At 44.8% G+C, this 21513-nt stretch carries 20 protein-coding genes; all 20 read right to left on the bottom strand.

The annotated features are described in order from the left end of the window. Positions 1 to 89: 89 nt before the first annotated feature. Positions 90 to 4430 (bottom strand): PolC-type DNA polymerase III, encoded by a 4341-nt coding sequence (locus PWYN_RS22260; protein WP_036656410.1) that lies wholly within the window; start codon positions 4428 to 4430, stop codon positions 90 to 92. A 170-nt stretch (positions 4431 to 4600) separates the two neighbouring features. Continuing rightward, entirely contained in the window at positions 4601 to 6058 is a 1458-nt protein-coding gene (proS, locus tag PWYN_RS22265; RefSeq protein WP_036656412.1) for a proline--tRNA ligase, read from the bottom strand. A gap of 33 nt (positions 6059 to 6091) precedes the next feature. Continuing rightward, a complete protein-coding gene (gene rseP / locus PWYN_RS22270) occupies positions 6092 to 7366 on the bottom strand; it encodes an RIP metalloprotease RseP (RefSeq protein WP_036656414.1) in 1275 nt (424 codons plus the stop codon). A 134-nt stretch (positions 7367 to 7500) separates the two neighbouring features. Then, complete coding sequence (locus PWYN_RS22275) at positions 7501 to 8640, bottom strand: 1-deoxy-D-xylulose-5-phosphate reductoisomerase (RefSeq protein WP_036656418.1); 1140 nt, start codon at positions 8638 to 8640, stop codon at positions 7501 to 7503. 20 nt (positions 8641 to 8660) lie between these two features. Beyond that, the gene (locus PWYN_RS22280) at positions 8661 to 9464 is read right to left on the bottom strand and encodes a phosphatidate cytidylyltransferase (RefSeq protein ID WP_036656420.1); all 804 of its coding nucleotides are present in this window, start codon (positions 9462 to 9464) and stop codon (positions 8661 to 8663) included. A gap of 21 nt (positions 9465 to 9485) precedes the next feature. Further along, a complete protein-coding gene (locus PWYN_RS22285) occupies positions 9486 to 10253 on the bottom strand; it encodes an isoprenyl transferase (protein ID WP_036656421.1) in 768 nt (255 codons plus the stop codon). Positions 10254 to 10331: 78 nt separating this feature from the next. Next, on the bottom strand, positions 10332 to 10886 hold the full coding sequence (gene frr, locus PWYN_RS22290; protein WP_036656423.1) for a ribosome recycling factor: 555 nt from the start codon (positions 10884 to 10886) through the stop codon (positions 10332 to 10334). Continuing rightward, complete coding sequence (gene pyrH / locus PWYN_RS22295; RefSeq protein ID WP_036659083.1) at positions 10886 to 11614, bottom strand: UMP kinase; 729 nt, start codon at positions 11612 to 11614, stop codon at positions 10886 to 10888. Before pyrH ends, frr begins: the two co-directional genes overlap by 1 nt. A 190-nt stretch (positions 11615 to 11804) precedes the next feature. After that, positions 11805 to 12470 carry a translation elongation factor Ts gene (gene tsf / locus PWYN_RS22300; protein ID WP_476703795.1) on the bottom strand — a complete coding sequence of 222 codons (666 nt, stop codon included), beginning with the start codon at positions 12468 to 12470 and terminating at the stop codon, positions 11805 to 11807. 103 nt (positions 12471 to 12573) lie between these two features. Continuing rightward, entirely contained in the window at positions 12574 to 13275 is a 702-nt protein-coding gene (rpsB, locus tag PWYN_RS22305) for a 30S ribosomal protein S2 (RefSeq protein ID WP_036656428.1), read from the bottom strand. A 209-nt stretch (positions 13276 to 13484) separates the two neighbouring features. Then, positions 13485 to 14087 (bottom strand): endolytic transglycosylase MltG, encoded by a 603-nt coding sequence (locus PWYN_RS22310; RefSeq protein ID WP_036656430.1) that lies wholly within the window; start codon positions 14085 to 14087, stop codon positions 13485 to 13487. Beyond that, complete coding sequence (locus tag PWYN_RS22315) at positions 14084 to 14671, bottom strand: hypothetical protein (protein WP_036656432.1); 588 nt, start codon at positions 14669 to 14671, stop codon at positions 14084 to 14086. The genes PWYN_RS22310 and PWYN_RS22315 overlap by 4 nt, the downstream gene beginning before the upstream one ends. 31 nt (positions 14672 to 14702) lie before the next feature. Further along, a complete protein-coding gene (locus PWYN_RS22320) occupies positions 14703 to 15014 on the bottom strand; it encodes a hypothetical protein (protein ID WP_036656435.1) in 312 nt (103 codons plus the stop codon). 51 nt (positions 15015 to 15065) lie between these two features. After that, positions 15066 to 16475 (bottom strand): DUF342 domain-containing protein, encoded by a 1410-nt coding sequence (locus PWYN_RS22325; protein ID WP_036656436.1) that lies wholly within the window; start codon positions 16473 to 16475, stop codon positions 15066 to 15068. A 29-nt stretch (positions 16476 to 16504) separates the two neighbouring features. Further along, on the bottom strand, positions 16505 to 17293 hold the full coding sequence (locus PWYN_RS22330) for a FliA/WhiG family RNA polymerase sigma factor (RefSeq protein ID WP_036656438.1): 789 nt from the start codon (positions 17291 to 17293) through the stop codon (positions 16505 to 16507). A gap of 93 nt (positions 17294 to 17386) precedes the next feature. Beyond that, positions 17387 to 17719: a hypothetical protein gene (locus PWYN_RS22335; RefSeq protein ID WP_240479811.1), complete on the bottom strand. Its 333-nt coding sequence runs from the start codon at positions 17717 to 17719 to the stop codon at positions 17387 to 17389. An 89-nt stretch (positions 17720 to 17808) separates the two neighbouring features. Continuing rightward, positions 17809 to 18306: a chemotaxis protein CheD gene (locus tag PWYN_RS22340; RefSeq protein WP_036656443.1), complete on the bottom strand. Its 498-nt coding sequence runs from the start codon at positions 18304 to 18306 to the stop codon at positions 17809 to 17811. Continuing rightward, entirely contained in the window at positions 18299 to 18925 is a 627-nt protein-coding gene (locus tag PWYN_RS22345; RefSeq protein WP_036656446.1) for a chemotaxis protein CheC, read from the bottom strand. Before PWYN_RS22345 ends, PWYN_RS22340 begins: the two co-directional genes overlap by 8 nt. A gap of 3 nt (positions 18926 to 18928) precedes the next feature. After that, positions 18929 to 19390, bottom strand: coding sequence for a chemotaxis protein CheW (locus PWYN_RS22350; RefSeq protein ID WP_036656448.1), 462 nt, complete (start codon positions 19388 to 19390; stop codon positions 18929 to 18931). A 27-nt stretch (positions 19391 to 19417) separates the two neighbouring features. Next, on the bottom strand, positions 19418 to 21487 hold the full coding sequence (locus PWYN_RS22355) for a chemotaxis protein CheA (protein ID WP_036656449.1): 2070 nt from the start codon (positions 21485 to 21487) through the stop codon (positions 19418 to 19420). Positions 21488 to 21513: the final 26 nt, after the last annotated feature.

Here is a 21513-nt window from a genome sequence, read left to right on the forward strand (position 1 = left end):
TCTACACAACGGACTTATCTCATTATTACCAAAAAAATTATACCATAGTGCGTGGGCACTGACAAGTGCTACCCCTTGACTGCCTAATTTTAAAACAGTGATAATTGGTTACTTTCAGGCAAACCGCGGAAGCAACCCATGTTGGTAAGCAGCTCGATAACGGTCTTACTAGCCTTCGATTTTTGCTGAAAATCTTCAATAGAAAGAAATTCTCCGGCATCTTTTGCGGCCGCAATATTGTAAGCTGCATTGTCCCCAATCCCCTGCAAGGCAGAGAATGGCGGGATGAGACTGGTACTGTCAACCGTAAACCGTGTAGCATCTGAGCGGTATAGATCAATGCTTTTGAAGGAAAAGCCGCGTGCCGTCATTTCAAGAGCCATTTCCAAAATAGGAAGCATAGCCTTTTCTTTCGGCAGGGCTTGGAAGCCCTTCTGTTCAATGTCAACGATCTGCCGGGCAATAGCATCATATCCCTGACAGCAGAGCTCGATATCAAAGTCTGCTGCTCTTACCGAAAAATAAGTCGCATAGTATTCGATAGGATGATACAACTTAAAATAAGCGGTACGAACGGCAGAGATGACATAAGCCGCAGCATGGGCTTTCGGGAACATGTACTGGATCTTAAGGCAAGAATCAATGTACCATTGCGGAACCTTGCATTTCTTCATTTCCTCGATCCATTCGGCAGACAAACCTTTACCTTTACGCACACTCTCGGTAATTTTAAAGGCCAGACCTGCATCCATACCCGCCTTATAAATTAAGAAAAGCATGATATCGTCGCGGCAGCCGATAACGGTTTTGATATTACAGGTATTATTCTTAATAAGTTCTTGTGCATTCCCTAGCCAAACACCCGTTCCATGGGACAGCCCCGATATTTGCAGTAAGTCAGCAAAGGTAGCCGGCTGTGCTTCTACAAGCATCTGACGTACGAAACGCGTCCCCATCTCCGGTACACCATAGGTAGCAACAGGCGTGCGAATTTGTTCAGGTCTCACACCCAGTGACTCGGTAGAGTTGAACATACTCATAACTTTGGGGTCATTCATTGGGATTGTCGTAGGATCAACACCCGTCAAATCCTGAAGCATACGCATCATAGTAGGATCATCATGCCCGAGTATATCTAACTTCAACAGGTTGGCATCAAAGGCGTGATAGTCAAAATGTGTCGTTTTCCACTCGGAATTGACATCATCCGCAGGATACTGAACAGGTGTGATATCTTCAATCTCCATATAATCTGGCAGAACCACAATACCGCCGGGATGCTGTCCCGTACTGCGCTTAACCCCTGTACAGCCTGCCGCCAGACGGCCGATCTCCGCACCACGCCACCGTTTCTGGTGAAGCTCTTCATATTTCTTGGTAAAACCAAAAGCCGTTTTCTCCGCGACTGTACCAATCGTACCTGCACGGAATACGTTATCCGGACCAAACATCGTTTTCGTAAAGTTATGGGCGTTGGGTTGATATTCGCCGGAGAAGTTAAGATCGATATCGGGAACCTTATCTCCTTTAAAGCCAAGGAAGGTCTCAAAAGGAATATCCTGTCCTTCGCCTCTCAACTTTCCGCCGCAATCCGGACAAGTCTTGTCCGGTAAATCGAAACCACTTGGCACACTACCGTCCAGAAACCATTCGCTGTGCCTGCATTCAGGATTACCGCAAATGTAATGGGCCGGAAGCGGGTTAACCTCGGATATGCCGAGGAAGGTCGCTACCACAGAGGATCCTACAGAACCCCGGGACCCTACAAGATAGCCGTCTTTATTCGATTTTTTAACCAATCGTTCGGAAATTAGATAGTTGGCAGAGAATCCAAATTTAATAATAGGCGCCAATTCTTTCTCCAACCGGGCAATAACAACTTCCGGCAGTTCCTCACCGTAGATCGATTTAGCTGTGTTATAGCAGGTCTCACGGATCTCTTCATCCGCACCCTCAATTACCGGTGTAAACAGCTTTTCCGGAAATAGCTCAAGCTCTTCAAAACGTTCAGCCAGCTCAACCGTGTTGGTGACCACAACCTCCATGGCTTTTTCTGCACCTAAGAACTCGAACTCTGCCAACATCTCTTCCGTTGTACGGAAATGGGCATCCGGTTTACGTTGGTCTTTCAGCGGACTAAATCCGGTAATACCGTTGATGGTGATATCACGGAACAGCTTGTCGCGGGGCTCCAGATAATGCACGTTACCCGTAGCAATAACCGGTTTGTTCAGCTTTTCACCAATTTCACAAACTTTACGGAGCGCACCTCTAATTTCCTCAGGACTTGCCACAAAACCCTTGTCGACCAAATGCATGTACATGGTTATCGGCTGAATTTCCAAAATATCATAGAACTGGGCAACCTCCATGGCTTCCTCGGTTGTTTTATTGAGAACGGCCTCGAAAAACTCCCCGCGTTCACAACCCGAAATCACTAAAAGTCCATCCCTCAGCTCAACCAGCTTAGACTTAGGAATACAGGGGACACGTTTGAAGTATTCCGTATGAGAAAGAGAAATCAGCTTGTACAGATTTTTTTTGCCGATGGCATTAAGAGCATAAATCCCGCAATGAAATGGCCGTGTATTCGACAAATCATTCCCCACGTAGTCGTTCAAGCGTTCAAGTCTGGTCATGCCCTTCAGCTTCTCAGCATCGGCCAGCAATCCGGTTAATATCCCGCCTAGCGCAATCGTGTCATCAATCGCACGGTGATGGCTTTCCAGCAGAACTTTATATTTGTCAGCTAGTGTGTTCAATCTGTGGTTTTTCATAGAAGGATGCAGCAACCGCGCCAACTCTAAGGTGTCTAAGGAAGGATTAGTTAGTTGCGGCAATCCCAGCTTAATAAGTGAAGCCTGTATGAATCCCATATCGAACCGGGCATTGTGCGCGACAAGAATACTCTCTTCACCGATAAATTCAACAAATTTATGCAGTACAGGCTCCAAATCCGGAGCGTCTCTGACCATTTCATCCGTAATATTGGTAAGCTGCTGAATATGATACGGAATCTTCTCATGCGGATTAACGAAGGTGGAGTATCGGTCAATTTCCTGACCTTCCTGCATTTTGATGGCTGCGAGCTCCGTAATATTGTTACGGGTTATAGAAAGGCCCGTGGTCTCGATATCAAAAACAACATAGGTAGCGGTCCTAAGCTCAAGCGGTTGTGCATTCTCCACTATGTTCACGGAGTCATTTACAACGTTGGCTTCAACCCCATACAGCATTTTGATCTTGTTCTTGTGAGAGGAATGATTCGCATCAGGATAACTTTGAACTCCGCCATGATCCGTAACAGCGATAGCAGGATGGCCCCATTTGGCAGCCGTTTTGATATAGGCATCGATGGAGGCAACAGCATCCATTGAACTCATTGTAGTATGAAGATGGAACTCGACCCGCTTCTTAGGGGCATTATCCTTACGGGTTGGGGGAGCTTGCACCTCTGTCAGATCTGAAGGAATCATCATCAGTTCAGGAATCTGCATAAAACGGTCCATTTCCACCCGTCCGCGCGCTCTTACCCATTTTCCGTTGGCGAGCTGGCTCATGATTTTTAAATCTTCTTTATTCTTGGCAAACATCTTCATTTGCAGGGAATCCGTGAAATCCGTCAAACTAAAAGTAAATAACGTGCTGCCATTTCGCAGCTCCTTGCGGTCTAGGGCAAATATCGTACCTTGAATGGTAATTTTCTTCTCTTCATCTTGGATCTCGACAATGGGAACCGGAGGTTCCTTAATATCATAACCCACCTGCAGTTTCACAACTTCATTGCCGTCATTCTCTTCTGCGGAAGCCTCCGACTCAATAGAAGTCATCATTTGCTCTATGAACTCGCGTTCCTCCTGCTGAAGCTTTTGCTGGAACTCTTGTTGGAACTCTTCAACCACTCCAACATGGCTGTCCTTCTCCGCAATCTGCACCTTTACCTTTAGGGCAATCCCGAAATACTTCGCATAAAATTTTATAATTGCGCTATCGATCCCTTTTTTGCGGGCAAGCTCTAGGGACGTAGAATCACTCATGATTACAAGAAGTGTCTGGTCCTCAAGCTCTTGGGTGGAGCGTGTCAGCCAACCATTTACCGAAGGGATTTCCCGCTGAACCCATTCCAGAAACAAACCCCAATATTCCTGAATAATGTCTGCTCTGCTTATTTTCTCATCATATGTGAACAAAAAGCTTACTTTAGCAATATGCTGCATCTTCTCCCGCATTCTCAGGCAAAACGTACGGTAGGCTTGGGCGGGAACCAGAGTTTCTTTTACAATGGCAATATGCCAATCCCGGTTCTCCCGGCTAATCTCTACACGGTCTATATATCCATCCAAGAAATAAGGATCAATAAGTCCCGGCGGAACCTCACCCTGCTTCATCAGCAGCTCAAATCTTCTTCTTCTCTCCTCGTTATGCTCCATGCCTTCCCCCCACCTTTAATCCTTCACATAGCAAGGCCTATCCGAATCTATCTAAAAACTAAAAGCTTCCGGTGTCAAAAAGCATTGGGTTCTTTCGGCCCGCCGACTCCTTTTGCCAGAAGCTACATTTAGTTTACAAATAAGGTTCAATACTAATGATTTATTCTCTCTTAATAAGCTTTGGCAAAAACAACAGTATGCTGTGCCGGTTTGCCGCAGCAAATACAGATATCCTTGGTTTCGGCTGGGTTAAACGGAATATTCCGGCTAGTTGCGCCCGTCTCTTCCTTAACTTTGGATTCGCATTCCTCAGAGCCGCACCAGCCTGCAAGAGCGAAGCCGCGCTTTTCTTCCATCGAAGCTTTCATCTCATCCAATGTATCTACTGAATAGAAATGATCCTCGCGGAACTTAAGGGCACGTTCGAACATTTCATTGTGTACCTGCTCCAGCATAGCTTGTACTTCTTCCACAAGGTTGTCCTGCTGTACGATTTTCTTCTCGCCTGAGATACGGGACACAAGAACGCAGACACCGTTCTCCATATCGCGAGGCCCAAGCTCAAGGCGAATCGGTACACCGCGCATTTCATATTCGTTGAACTTCCAGCCTGGAGTTACATCCGCACGATCATCCACTTTCACACGGATACCCGCTTTCTTCAACTCGAGGAACAGTTCATCGGTCCGGCCAATAACCGCTTCACGAGTCTTAGGAGGGCCAATTGGGATCATAATCACTTGAGTTGGCGCTACCTTCGGCGGCAAGGCCAGTCCGCGGTCATCACCATGTACCATGATCAGGGAACCGATCAAGCGCGTGCTCGTACCCCAAGAAGTCGTGTGTACATACTCAAGTACGTTATCCCGACTTAGATATTGTATATCAAAAGCGACTGCAAATTTAGTCCCTAGATAATGGGAGGTTCCGGCTTGAACAGCTTTACCGTCCTTCATCATCGCTTCGATCGAGTAGGTATCTATAGCTCCCGCGAATCTCTCGGAAGGTGTCTTCTGACCGGTAATTACCGGAATTGCCAAATATCCTTCTACAAAATCACGGTAAGTCTCCAGCATTTGCATCGTTTCTTCACGGGCTTCGGTCTCATTCTCATGTGCGGTATGACCTTCCTGCCACAAGAATTCACTGGTACGGATAAATGGTAGTGTACGCTTCTCCCAACGGACAACGTTAGCCCATTGATTAATAAGCACTGGCAAATCGCGATACGATTGAATCCATTTGGAGTACATATGACCGATCATAGTTTCGGAGGTCGGACGAATCGCTAGACGCTCCTCGAGCTTATCCCCACCCGCTTCGGTTACCCAAGGCAGCTCCGGATTAAAGCCCTCAATATGATCCTTCTCCTTTTGGAAAAAGCTTTCCGGGATAAACAAAGGGAAATAAGCGTTTCTGTGTCCTGTCGCTTTGAATCGACGGTTCATTTCCTCTTGGATATGCTCCCAGATTTCAAAGCCGTCCGGTTTGAACACAATACAACCCCGAACCGGGGAATAATCCATCAGATCGGCTTTTTTGATAACATCAATATACCAACGTGAGAAATCTTCGCCCTGAGGCGTAATTTCCGTAACGAACTGTTTGTTGTTGTTGTTGTTAGACATGTAATGGAATTCCTCCCGTGAATAAAAGCAAAATTAACCGCTAATAAGGCGTAATATATCGTTATAAGTTACAGCTATCATAAGCAGGAACAGCATCGCGAAGCCTACAAAATGCACCATTCCTTCACGGCTTGGATCTACCGGTTTGCCGCGCAGAGCCTCAACACCAAGGAATACCAGGCGGCTTCCATCGAGTGCAGGAATCGGCAGCAGGTTAAAGATGCCCAGGTATAGACTGAGAATTGCAGCCCAATACGTAAGATATTCAATACCTTGCTTAGCAATCTGTCCGGTCATTTCAAAGGTTCTTACAGGACCTCCGATGTCATCCATATTGAATTGGTTAATCAGCTGCTTAAAGCCTAAAAAAATTGCTTTAGTCGTACTGACCATAGCAGTTCCCGATCCTGTTATTGTCTCACCTATTGTTGCTGAACGACTTGGCAGTTGAGGCGTTATACCCACCTTCCCGCCTTCCTGACCTTCCATGCTGCGTGGTATCAAAGTGAAATCTATGGTCTGATTATCTCTTACAATGGACCACTTCATGGCTTTACCTTTAGATTCAGAAGTCATCGTAATCATCTTTTGGTAATCGGCGCCTATCTTCTCACCATTTATAGATTCTACAATATCTCCCTCTTTCAATCCGGCTTCTTGAGCAGGCATATTAGGGGAAACATCACCTATCTTAACATAAGTCGGATTTTCCACTGGAATTCCAACCATTTGCAAGTGAATCGCGAATAGAACAAAGGCAAGAATGAAGTTCATAACGGGTCCGGCAAAAATGGCAATCGAGCGTTGAGCTACCGTTTTGCTGCCGAATTGACGATCCTTGGGGGCTATCTGAGTTTGCTGCCCTCCCCGGATAAGCATCGCTTGAGGATGAACCTCATAAGTAGTAACATCTCCATCCACATCCAGCCTGATCTGCAAGTTATTCTCCAGATCTGTGTATTGCGCCTCTCCGCGAATAACATTTCTGCGGGTGTCGAGAGCATCCAGATAAATATTCTTCACTTTATTATCTTGACCGAGTCTTACCGCTATGGTCTGTCCGGCTCCAATCTCGATAATTTCAGGATCTTCACCGGCCATCCGAGCGTAACCGCCAAAGGGCAGCAGCCGCAATGTAAACTGGGTTTCATTGCGTTTATAAGAAAACAGTTTCGGGCCGAAACCGATAGCAAACTCTCTTACCAATATTCCGGCGCGTTTGGCAAAATAGTAATGCCCCCATTCATGGACAGTCACAAGGACAAAAAACATGAGCACCGTCAAAAAAACAACCTGAACCATTTCCAAAGTGTAACATCCCCCTTTAGGTGTAAGACCGAAGTATGTCCTCTTAATTTATCATTATTCTCCGATCAGGCACAAGAGAATCAACAGTCCAAACCTATTTATTAGGGTAAAACAGGAATTTTAACCAGAAATCGCTATATCTTAGCAGAAAGTGCACGGACTGTTCGGTCACAATGCTGTATCTGCTCTAAATTAGGACTACTCTCGTTGATGTGGCGATCAAGGATTTCCGCAATGATTTCTTCAATCCGTAGAAATGAGATTTCTGAGCGAAGGAATCGGCTGACAGCAATTTCGTTCGCTGCATTAAACGCTGTTGTTGCTGTCCCTCCAGCCCTGCCGCTCTCAATTGCCAGTCTTAGGGCCGGAAACCGCTCGAAGTCCATCTCCCGGAACGTGAGGCTCCCTACAGCTGCCAGTGATAGACGTTGCGCCGGTGAGTTCCAACGCTCGGGGTAGGTTAATGCATACTGGATAGGAACTCTCATATCCGGGCTGCCCAACTGAGCGATAATACTGCTGTCTCGAAATTCAACATAAGAATGGATAATACTCTCGGGATGAAGAATTACATGGATTTGATCATACGACAGACCAAACAGCCAATGCGCTTCAATGACCTCGAGACCTTTATTTACCATTGTAGCGGAATCAATCGTAATTTTGGATCCCATAGCCCAATTGGGATGACGCAGTGCTTCCTCCACCGTTACATTCTTAAGCTGCTCCCGGCTGTAATCACGAAAAGACCCGCCGGAAGCCGTAAGCGTGATACCTGCAACATCCTCACGGTTTTCCCCATTCAAGCATTGAAATATAGCTGAATGCTCGCTATCGATAGGCAGTAAAGAAACTCCCTTACGGGCAGCAAGTTCCGTTACCAGATGCCCAGCCGTTACAAGGGTTTCCTTGTTAGCTAGTCCAATATGCTTGCCAGCTTCAATAGCCGCCATTGTAGATTGGAGCCCAATACTACCCACGACTGCTGTTACAACCGTGTTAGCGTCACCGCCTGCAGCAACCTCTACCAGACCTTCATTCCCGCTGAAAAGTTCTATACCGGCAGGCAAGCTGGATCTGATCTCATCGGCTAATTGAGGTGTTGCCACGGAGACACGCCGGGGTTTGAACCGTTTGATCTGCTCAAGCAGTAATCCGACATTGCTTCCCGCCGCCAAACCGTCAACTTCAAAAGCATCGGGGTGCATGGCCACAACATCCAGTGTCTGTGTGCCAATCGAACCCGTAGAGCCGAGAACACTGATTTTTTTCACAGGTGTACCTACTTCCTCCGTTAATAGTATGGCATAAGCATAATAATATGTACGAACGGAAATACGATAATCCAGCTGTCACAGCGATCCAGAATACCGCCATGCCCGGGCAGGAGTGATCCCGAGTCTTTGATGCCGTATATCCGTTTATAGGCTGATTGAACAAGATCTCCAAGCTGGCCCACACAGGCGCACGAGAGACCGATTAGAAATGCCCGGCCAACCGTCAGCAGATCAGGAACGATAATGGCAAATATGACGGAGATAACTATAGATATAAGAACCCCACCTACGGCGCCTTCAACCGTTTTGTTAGGGCTGATAGCTGGCCAAAGCTTGTTCTTCCCCCATTTTCTACCTACAAAATAAGCTCCGGCATCACTGCCCCAAATACAGGACAATAATAAGAACGTCCACATAAGACCATGACCATCATTAGAAGCACGGGATAAAGCCATATAAGAAAAACCCATACCAACGTATAAAATACCGATAAAAAGTAACGAGGTAGTGCGAATATCCATTTTATTCTTGGTAAACACTGTGATTAATAGAAAAAGGAAAAGCAACAGCCATATCACACGTTCCAAAGAAACCGGTGGGGTTAGGTCAAGCAAGTTCCATGGCGCCATGAAATACAGGATGCCTAAATATCCTATAATAGCAGTTTTGCTAAAAGAAGGCGTACCTGTCATTTTTACGAACTCATAGTACCCGATTAATGCCATCCCAATCAGCAAAAGCTGATACCACCAGCCACCAAGCAAGCATAAACCTAAAAACAAAACTCCGGCCACAATACCGGTTATTAATCGTTGCTTCAAAGGGTTCCATCTCCTATCGGGCTACTTCAGTCCACCATAACGGCGTGAACGGCGCTGGTATTCAGCCACAGCCTCCAGCAAATGCTCTTTGTTGAATTCCGGCCAAAGCACATCTGTAAACCAGAGTTCGCTATAGGCAAGCTGCCAAAGCATGAAATTGCTGAGCCGCATCTCTCCACTTGTCCGAATAAGCAGATCAGGGTCAGGTAGGCCTCCCGATAACAGTCGGCTATCAATTAAATCGGCTGTAATCTGTTCCGGTGACAGCAAACCTGCTTGAATATCCTCACCCATAGCCCGCATGCAATCTTCAAGCTCTTTGCGAGCACCGTAATTCAAAGCAAAATTTAAGATAAGTCCCGTATTGTTTTCCGTCCGAGCTACCGCTTCCTCCATGGCTCTACGGGTAAAAGATGGTAGAGCATCCGCATCGCCCATCATTTTCACCTGTACATTCTTGGCAATTAAATCATCAAGCTCAAGAGCCAAAAACTCCTCTGGTAAACGCATGAGAAAATCAACTTCCTCTTTGGGACGCTTCCAATTTTCGGTCGAGAATGCATACATCGTTAAGTACTGAATACCCAGCTCATCCGCGGCGATTGTAGCGCGTTTCACCGCCTTCATCCCGTTCTGATGACCGACAATGCGCGGTAATCCCCGACGTTTGGCCCAGCGGCCGTTGCCGTCCATAATAATCGCAACATGCCGGGGAATATTATCCGGTGAAATCTCGACCGGCGTCTGCCGGTCTTCCCGGTTCAGCCAAGATTGAACCCGTTTGATCATTTCCGTTTCCTCCAAGCTCTTATCAGAAAGAGACAAACCCCACCAATAAACGGAGGGGCTTTTAGTCTCTTGAATTCTTTATACTTCCATAATTTCTTTTTCTTTGGCTAAGAGCACCTTATCGACTTCGGCAATAAATTTATCCGTTGTCTTTTGAATTTCTTCCTGATGTCCACGGGATTCATCTTCTGAAATACCGTTTTTCTCCATCTTCTTAATATCGTCGTTAGCATCACGGCGAATATTTCGGATGGCTACCTTCGCCTCTTCACCGAATCTTTTCGTGAATTTCACAAGATCGGTACGGCGCTCTTCCGTAAGAGCAGGAATAGATAGACGAATTGTAGTTCCATCATTAGCAGGGGTTAGCCCAAGATCAGACTTCATAATCGCACGTTCGATGTCAGAAACCGATGTTTTATCCCAAGGCTGGATCAACAATGTCCGTGAATCCGGGGTGTTAATGTTGGCTAGCTGATTAATTGGGGTAGGAGAACCGTAATATTCAACCTGAATGCGATCGAGCAGTGACGGTGTGGCGCGTCCCGCCCGCAAAGAAGCCAAATCACGCTTTAGCGATAAAATCGCTTTCTCCATGCGCTCTTCGGCATTTTTCTTGACCGATTGTGGCATTAATCTACACTCCCTTTAATAATCGTTCCGATCTTCTCACCAAGGACAACGCGTTTGATATTACCTTGTTCAGTAATGGCAAACACGATGAGCGGTATATTATTATCCATGCAGAGAGAGGATGCGGTGGAATCCATAACGCCCAGATTCTTGTTTAGCATATCCATATAGGTTAGCTGTTCAAACTTCTCGGCAGAACTATCTTTGAAAGGATCAGCTGAATATACACCATCCACTTTATTCTTAGCCATCAGGATGACTTCCGCTTCAATCTCGGCCGCTCTGAGCGCCGCTGTAGTATCTGTCGAAAAGAACGGGTTACCCGTACCTGCCGCAAAAATAACTACACGGCCTTTCTCCAAATGTCTAATGGCGCGACGACGAATGTAAGGCTCAGCAATTTGCTGCATGGAGATAGAGGATTGCACCCGGGTAGGTACATCGATTTGTTCCAATGCATCCTGCAGGGCCAACGAGTTCATAACCGTTGCCAACATTCCCATGTAATCTGCAGTAGCACGATCAATACCACTAGCACTGCCTGCAATTCCACGCCAGATGTTGCCTCCGCCACAAACGATTGATACCTGAACACCCAATTCCACAACTTCCTTGACTTGCTCCGCGATGGAAATAATCGTCACGGCATCAATACCGTATCCGTTTTGTCCCGCCAAAGACTCTCCGCTAACCTTCAGGACTACTCTCTTAAATACAGGCTGTTCCAAATGTTTACCCTCACTTTGCAATGGAGCTTTACGGCTCCAGGTTAACCATTTCCCTAGCACCCTTAGATACCGTACTAGGAAAACGGCGGTTCTTATACCCTGTGTTTATAAAAGACGGAACACTACGTGTACGTGTCCCGTTCTTCTCTTAATCATATTCATTAGTTACCCTTACTGCTGAAAGGATATCTTATTTGTTTACTTGTGCCATTACTTCTTCAACGAAGTTGTCGACTTTCTTTTCCAAACCTTCGCCAAGTTCATAACGAACAAAACGACGGATAGAGATGTTCTCACCGATAGTGCTGATTTTTTCATTCAACAATTGGGAGATCGTTTTGTCAGGATCTTTAACAAAGGTTTGCTCAAGCAAGCAATGTTCTTCGTAGAATTTGCTGATGCGGCCTTCAACCATTTTTTCAATGATTTTTTCAGGCTTGCCTTCGTTAAGTGCTTGAGCTTTCAAGATTTCTTTTTCTTTCTCGACAGCTTCAATCGGCACTTCTTCGCGACGAACATAAAGCGGGTTAGCTGCAGCAATTTGCATTGCGATATCACGTGCGAAATCTTTGAATTGCTCTGTTTTACCAACGAAGTCAGTTTCACAGTTAATTTCTACAAGAACGCCAATACGGCCTCCAGCGTGGATATAAGATTCTACAGTACCTTCAGTTGCAATACGTCCTGCTTTGCTTGCAGCTGCGGAAAGACCTTTTTCACGAAGCAATTCAGCGGCTTTAGTAATATCGTTATTAGCTTCTTCAAGCGCCTTTTTACAATCAAGCATACCTGCGCCTGTTCTTTCACGAAGTTCTTTTACTGCTTTTGCATCTACTGCCATTGTTATTACCTCCAAATGAATTGTAGTTACATCTTATATCCTAAAAAAAGGGCAGTGAGAGGTTATCCACCTGCCAACCACCCTTTTCATTTAAGTTCATGTTTTAGTTCGATAGTTATTAAGCTGTAGTTGTTTCTTCGCCTTGGTGAGCTTCTACAACAGCGTCAGCCATTTTACCAGTCAACAATTTAACAGCGCGGATAGCGTCATCGTTACCTGGAATAACATAATCGATTTCGTCTGGATCACAGTTAGTATCAACGATAGCTACGATAGGAATACCCAATTTGCGAGCTTCTGCAACAGCAATACGCTCTTTACGCGGGTCAATGATGAACAACGCGCTTGGCAAACCTTTCATGTTCTTGATACCGCCTAGGAATTTTTCAAGACGATCTTTCTCTTTGCGGAGAAGGATTACTTCTTTCTTAGGCAATACTGCGAAGGTACCGTCTTCTTCCCAAGCTTCCAATTTCTTCAGGCGATCAATACGCTTTTGAATCGTTTGGAAGTTAGTCAGGGTACCACCCAACCAACGTTGGTTAATGAAGAACATACCCGAACGTTCAGCTTCTTCTTTTACGGAATCTTGTGCTTGTTTCTTTGTTCCTACGAATAGGATTGTGCCGTTGTCTGCAGCGACGCTTTTTACAAAGTTGTAAGCTTCTTCTACCTTCTTGACCGTTTTTTGCAGGTCAATGATGTAAATTCCGTTTCTTTCAGTGAAGATATAACGATCCATTTTTGGGTTCCAACGACGAGTCTGGTGACCGAAGTGTACCCCAGCTTCTAGAAGCTGTTTCATAGATATTACTGCCATCTTCACACACCTCCTAATATGGTTTTTTGTGTGTCTCCTCCGCCGCGCGTCATCTTTCAGCAAGACTTTCTTCAGAAGAAAGCACCTCTTGTCGAAATCAACCGGCGTGTGTTTTAACACCGTCAATTACTATATCACAATAAAAGAATGGATGCAACGAGTTGTTTCTATATTTATTAAAATCACAGAATATCAAACTAAATGTATTCCTACTTTACCGTTATTAACTTATCAATGATAGTCTCAAGACTTTCTTTCGTATCGAAAGTATAATTCCCATACTGTATAACTTTAGTGGCCCCACGTTTGACGGCTGCACGTAAAAATTCCTGTTTATCTTGAATGACCCCGTTCTTTGACAAAAGGTCAGCGACTTCACTTAAGGTGATGCCATTAGGAATACGCACGGAAACAGCACTCTTGCCGAGAGAATTTGATTCGACAGGAGCTATAGTAGATACAGGTATAGTACTTGTGTCAGGCTGGATCACTTCTGACTGTTTCGGGGTGGACGGCGCTGAAGGCGCAACGGTATCATCGGGGCTATTAGCAGCCTTTGGTTCCACTACTGGAGAGGGAGAAGGCTTATTTCCACCAGGTTTAACAACTTGTTCCTCAAGTGCCGCCCATTCTTCCTTTGTAAGGAGCTTATCGGACTCAGCAATTACTTTTAAATTGAGTTCTGCTGCTTCCTTTATAACTTGCTCCTTGGTAAGTTGAGCTGTACCTGCAGTTATCATAAGCTGAAGCAAGATCGCGCCTGATAAAAGCCCAAAACCTAGACCAAGCATAAAGGAACGATTTTTGATCACGTCGATTCCTCCTGTTTAGCCAGTTGCAGAATAAGTTGGACCTCTCCCCGCTGGAGACCGGTCAATTTTGCGATAGCATCAATTGACTTTCCCTGCTCATCAAGCTCAAATAATTTGGGATACCGCATCTTAATAGAATTGATCGGCTCAGGCAGAACCTCAGGCTGGACCTCAGGTTTGACACTTTGAGGGGTAGGTAGCTTTTCATTAACAGGTTCGTGTTTGTTCTCTGCATTATCCTTCTTATGTGAAAAAGCCAGCTGAAGCATTCCCGTTTCTCCAGCCGCCACTCGTGCTTCTATATGTGTAGATTTTTGCTGCTGCTCGGTTAACTGCGCCCTTAACTCGTTAAGTTGCTCCTGAAGAGCTGACTGATTCTCCAAAGACTGCTGCTTAATTCCGCTTACCAACCTAATCATCTCTTCATTCTCACGCTCGATATCCGCCACATACAGTTCAAGTGCTGCCTCTGTCTCTTTCAAACTCCGCTTCTCTGCAGTTCCTTCTCGGGAGCGAGCTGGCAACTTCAGTGCGTAAGCGATGGCAAAGACGCCCAACAGCACAATATACACCCATGGTTGCAAGTGTCCGATCTCCTTTGCCTTACGTAATTTATTATAGTGTTAGATCAATACTATGACCTTTGTAAGGGTGTTCTGCATCACGATACTTAGTAGATTCACCCTTTTTACCAGATGAAGAACTCCCACCGGAACCTTGTTCATGATGGCCATCATCCCGAACTGAGGTTTCAGCAGTCTCATCCACTCCGCTGCTTCGTTGAGTCTGTTCATGACTGCTCTTCACATTTTGCCCGGCCAACTGCTGCTGATTCAGCGATGGACGATGCTGAAGATCATTCTGAAGCTTCCCCGCCTCGGTTGCACGGGGTACTGCGATTTGCAACTCCACCGGCTTTAGACTCAAGGCAATCCCCTTCTCGCAGATAGTGGCCGGCTACTGCAGCTGCCCACCTGATTATATATACGGCAGTATACTTATATCACCATCACTATAAGTAAAGATAACTCTTTCCGTCGGATCTTTAATGAATCTAGTATATCTGCCGATTACTATTTTTGAACCGCCATAAATAGTCTTGATTACTTCTACTTTGGCTTTTCCTGTGTCTTCAAGCATTCTTTCAATTTCAAGTATGCGGGACTTAATGGCTGCTTCTTCTCGTGTATGGGACTGTTTAGTAGCATTAAGCTTTACTCGCAGCTCCATTTTATCAGGAGAAAGTTGACCGTTATTTGCTAGTTGATTTAAAAGATAGAGAGCTTTGGCTGTTTTGTCAGTATTCTCAAGCAATATTCGCAGTTGATGCCGAAGATCATTGATTTCATTCCTCATTTCAGGAAGAACACCCACTTCAACAGCGGTTGTTGTCGACATCGTATTGCCAATGGTTCGTGCTACGACTTTATCTCCGGCCTGAATGATCCCGCCGACAATCAACCCCTTCGTACCGTTGCATAATACATCTCGTCCAGCACGAATGTTGGAATGCATAATGCTTTGGGACACAATTACATCTTCACCCGCCATAACATTGCCTTCTTGAATGAAGGAGACTTTTACATTCCCCCCAGCACTCACGTGACCTTTGTTGTACCCGATAATACCACCAGTAATCTCAATGGATCCCCCGGCAATCAACTCTGCCCCTTCCACGCCACCAACAACCCGAATATCTCCATCCGACTTCACAGTAAATCCGGTGAGAACATTTCCCCGAACAACAACTGTACCCACGAAATCAATATTGCCAACGCTGTAATCAACATCCCCGTTAATCTCATAAATAGGAAATACATTGATCTTACCCTTTTCCGTTAACGTAATAAGTCCATCTATGGCCGCGTATAAGGAGATTTGATTATTATCTACAAGTACATTTTTGCCAATTTTAAAATGGGATTCTTTACCCACTCTGCTTGGTATTTCCTCACCCGTCACCGTTTTCCCCGGTGTTCCCGGCTGCGGAGGAATTATTTTTGCAATCAATTGACCTTTACGAACATTACTCAGCCTGATTAAATCCTTGTAATCGACCTTTCCATCTGCTTTCTCCAGGGGTTTCCGATCTACTTCCTCTTCCAGAGAAACAGCCATAACAACTTGTCCATCAGTTCCCTGAATAGGTGTATCTCCGACGGCAATAGATACTTTATTGAAAAAATATTCCTCAGGATGACTAGCAAGACGTTCAATAATGTTACGTTGTATACCGTAGCGAATATTATGGCTGTTCAAAAATGCTTCAATATCTTCAACAGTACATGAAAAATTCTCGTCCTTTTTGGAAAACTGAAGATACGCAATCCCTTTATCATCTGAAAAGGTAATGTTCAAATAGTGATTCAACGCATATTGGCCAATCATTTTTGGCCCCCCCTTCGCAAGCATCTCTGTCAATCGTTTTGCATCAAAAGATCACGGTTTTTCTCAAGCGTTCCCTTTAGACGTAAAATAGCTTTGGAATGAAGCTGAGAAATGCGTGAGGGCGATAACGACATAACCTCGGCAATCTCGCTTAATGACAAATCTTCATAATATAAAAGGGACACTACGGTCCGTTCTTTCGCCGTTAGTTTCTCAATTCCTTTGGTGAGCGTCTCTCGTAAATAAAATTCATTAACTTTAGTATCTGGATTTTTGGCTTTATCATCTACCAATAAAGACATCCGAGTCTCCGATTCTTCTTCACGAATAGGATCTTCCAATGAACACAGAGACATGACTGCGACATCCTGCAACATCGTTTGAAATTCTTGTTCACTGATATTCAAGTACTTGCTCATTTCTTCGTCACTAACGGATCTTAAATATTTCTGCTCGAGCTGCTGATAAGCATCCTCGATCCTTTTAGCCTTTTCTCTTACCGAACGGGGAACCCAATCACTTTGGCGCAAGGAATCAAGGATAGCTCCCCTCACTCGCCAGGAGGCGTAGGTTTGAAATTGAAGACCCCTTTTATAATCAAACTTCTCTATCGCATCAATAAGACCCATGACACCATTGCTGGCTAAATCATCCTTTGACACATTTTTCGGTAATCCAACCGCAAGGCGGCTAGATACATAATCTACAATATGGAGATAACTCTCAATCAGCTTTTTTTTGGCTTCCGGATTACCGTGTTCTTTCCACTCTATCCATAACCCGTCAGTTTCCAATTGAGAAGCTCTACGCTCGTTCAATAGCTTTCACCTCCCAAAGTATATTCAGCGTTCTTGTGTGACGAAACTTCACCTCCATTATTAAGGCAATACCAGTTCCGCCACAGCACACGCTTATTCTTCTTTCAGGTGACGAACGGCCTTTGCCAATTCTTCAGGATCTTTTAAAGATACCAGTTTTGGAGGCTGCAGCGGTTTAAATCCTAGCTCACTGCCACTTCCCTGACCCGGCTGCGGCTTCAACAGATTCTTGAGTTCTTCATCCTCATCTGGAGTCCTAATATCCAGTGTGGTTCCTAAAGCTTCGCTAGTATCTTCTTCCAAAGAAGACTGCAAGTCATTTGGATCCAATGATTCCTTAAAGATAAAACCCAATACCCATCTCAGGACAAATGCAAGCATAAACCAAAGGATAAATCCGAAAAACCCGCGTATTAAACTAGTCATCAGCAAATTATTCCCCAAAGTAACAAGGAAGGTTAATACAAAACCTATTAACCCAAACAACATATTTATTAGAATGTTTCCGATCATCATTATATTTCCTTAGAGCCTTTTTGCACACTTCGGATAAACAAAACTCCGGTATTGCAGGCAATTTCTATTGTTCGACCATAACTTCCGCCCGTATCCTCTGCAATAAGCGGAATTTTGAGAGCTTCGAGCGCAAGCTTGCAGGATTCAACATTTCGAGGACCAATTCTCATAGTATCATTACCTCCTGCGAAAGCAAACATCTGGGAGCCTCCGGCCATTTTAGCAACAATTCTGCTTCTGACCGCTCCCAATTCTATTAACCGTGATAAGAGCTCCGGCACAGCCGTATCTGCAAACTTCGCTATATTTAATTGGCCCTCCCTGGCAATATCCGAGGAAGGCAGCATGACATGAGCCATACCGCCTAGCTTCTTCCCTGGATCATAAAGGGTTAAACCAACACAGGAGCCAAGGCCGGTTGTCCGGATCAAACTGTCTTGACTACCTACATTGAGATCTGCCATAGCAACTTTGATGATACTTTGTTCTTCAATCATCTTCGAACGGAACCCCTAATGACTTGAAGATTTTTGGGAATGATTCCGGGTCTGGAATGAGGAAGAATTGGCCTTCAATTTCATTATTCCCCTCAAGGAAAGTTGTATCAATCAGCAGGGCGTTATCTCCCATTTGACCGAACTGCAACAGGCCATAACCCAAAATCGCTCCTGCCATATCCATTGCCAGTGCCGGAACCGTAGGATACATAGAAAGTGAAGTGAAATCAGCCAATGATGATAAATAAGAGCCTGCTAAAATATTCCCGATTTCGTTCAGGGCAGAAAGTTCCATTTCGCTTAATTCATCGCCGCCGGAAATTTCGATGCCTGCAATACGACTTAGTAAACTCGTAGCGGCTTCCGGAGACAAAATGAAAAACAAATTACCCGGAGCTTCACCTTCGACCCTTAAGAATATCGCATATACCAGCTTTTCCGCTCCGCCTACTTTTTCAGTAATTTCTTCAAAACTCAATAGCTGCACTTTGGGAACAGCCATATCAATGGGCTTGTTCAAGAGCTGGGATAACGCAGTAGCAGCGTTCCCGGCTCCAATATTACCAATTTCCTTCAGAACATCCATTTTAAAATCTTTAAAATGTTTGAAAAGTTCCATAGGCTATTCCTCTATACTTTCCAACTGAACAATTTCACTCTTATTAAGCACCTCGGACAGGTTTAGCATAATTAGCAAACGATCCTCGCCGATTTTGGCCACCCCATCCAAATATTTAGCTTTGATTCCGCCGACCACATCTGGGGGGGTATCAATTGAATCCTTGTTCAAATCAATAACATCATTGGCCGAATCGACAATGAATCCTACTTCAATATCGTTAACCGATACAATAATAATACGGGTCTGGTCCGTGTGCTCCGCCTCTTCAATACCGAAACGACCGCGAAGATCGATAACAGGAATAACAACACCTCGTAAATTAATAACACCTTTTATAAAAGAGTACGTTTTAGGCACACGTGTAATCGGCATCATACGCTCAATGGTTTGTACCTTTTCAACTTCAATGCCGTATTCCTCAGTACCTAATTTGAATACGATGACTTTAATATCTTCAGCCATGGAATGAACCTCCCTGTTCTATCCTAATTATTTTATAAAAGCGTTGGGATCAATAATGAGTGCAACTTGTCCGTCGCCTAAAATGGTGGCACCGGATATTCCCTGAATCTCAGGCAAATATTTGCCCAAGTTCTTAATTACGATTTCGTTCTGCCCAATGAAGTCCTGAACGGCTAGAGCGATAAGACGCTCTCCCTTGCGAACGACTACTATTTCAGTCTCTTCTTCATTGCTTTCATCATAATCAGGTATGGAAAAAATACGGCTGAGTGAAACCAGCGGAATATGTGTATTGCGGAATTCCAGCATTTTGTTGCCATGGATCGTCCGAATTTGCGATTGTTTCACAATGCCAGTCTCCACTATAGAGGACAGCGGAATGGCAAACTTCTCACAACCTAACCGGATTAGCATAGCTGCGATAATTGAAAGGGTTAAAGGCAGTTGTACCGAGAAATTTGTTCCTTTACCCAGCGTGGAATAAATGGTTACATGACCACCAAGTGATGAGATCTTTGATTTAACGACATCTAGACCTACACCACGTCCCGAAATATCGGAAATTACCGCAGCAGTACTAAAACCAGGGGCAAATAACAGCTGGTAGACTTCGGAATCCGTCATGTTGACAGCCTGCTCTGATGTAACAACACCTTTTTTGAGAGCTGACTTTAAGACTTTATCACGGGAAATACCAGCTCCATCTTCCTCGATTTCAATAAAGACATGGTTACCGCTGTGGAAGGCACGCAGATTAATCGTTCCAGTCTCCGGCTTTCCTGCAGCAATACGATCAGCTATGGACTCTACTCCATGGTCTACCGCATTACGTAGTAGATGGACTAACGGATCACCAATTTCATCGATAACCGTCCGGTCAAGCTCTGTCTCCGCACCCGTTACAATAAGGTCAACCTTTTTATCGAGAGACTTCGCAAGGTCTCTAACCATACGTGGGAAACGGTTAAATACGGTATCAACAGGAACCATCCGTAATTTCATTACAATATTCTGCAGATCCGCACTTACTCGGCTCATATGTTCAACCGTCTCCGTTAGATCCTGATTATGCACTTCTGATGCCAGTTGCTCAAGACGTACACGGTCTATTAAAAGCTCACTGAACAAGTTCATCAAGACATCCAAACGTTCAATATCTACACGAATGGTTCTAGATGGAGCACTGTTTGTTCCGCTTCTAACAGCTGGTTTTGCAGCTTCATCTTTCGACTGTACAGGAGCCGCCTGCGTTGGGGATACTGTTGGTACTTCTTGAACAGGAGCTTCAAGGGTTGCCGCAGTAGTTTCTTGACCCAATTGCTGAAGTGATTCACTGTCCAACGCAACAGCATTGACTTTCTCAATTTCTGATAGGTTAAGAACCATCGATTGAATTTCTTCTGCTTCCTTTTGGGTTATGTAGTAGAGGGAGAAGCTTTGATCAAATTTCTCCTGCTCAATATCCTGAACCGAAGGAAATGATTTTACAACTTCACCGGAACGTTCAAGCAGATCAAACACCATATAAGATCGGACAGCTTTAAGCTGACAATCTTTACGAATTGTCACTTCAACGTACATTACCTTGTGTCCTTCTTGAAGAGATTGCTCTAAGACTGAGAATTGAAACTCATCAAGCAAAATAGGGGCATTGGTAGCATTTACAGCAGCTGCTGAAACTGTATCATTTGTAGAAGTACCGCCTGCTGTGGGAATATCACCACGTACGATGGCTTGCAGTGAAGCGACAATGGTAGACACATCTGCCTTACCGTCCCCGCCTCCTGTTATATTCTCCACCATGGACTCTAGTGCATCCAAGCTTTTGAATAAGGTATCAAAAATAAAATCCTGCATACGCAGCTTACTGTTACGGACAAGATCAAGAACATTTTCCATCTGATGGGTAAGTGAAGCTAAATCCTCGTAGCCCATAGTTGCCGCCATACCTTTTAAGGTATGGGCAGAGCGAAAAATGACCTGAACGATACTGAGATCTTCAGGATTTGCTTCTAGTTCCATCATTTTTTCGTTCAAAGACTGTAGATGATCATTTGACTCATCAATAAACATGGATAAATATTGGTTCATGTCCATTGTGAGACACCTCCTCGTGAGTTCGC

Source organism: Paenibacillus wynnii, from assembly GCF_000757885.1.
Taxonomy (GTDB): domain Bacteria; phylum Bacillota; class Bacilli; order Paenibacillales; family Paenibacillaceae; genus Paenibacillus_AQ; species Paenibacillus_AQ wynnii.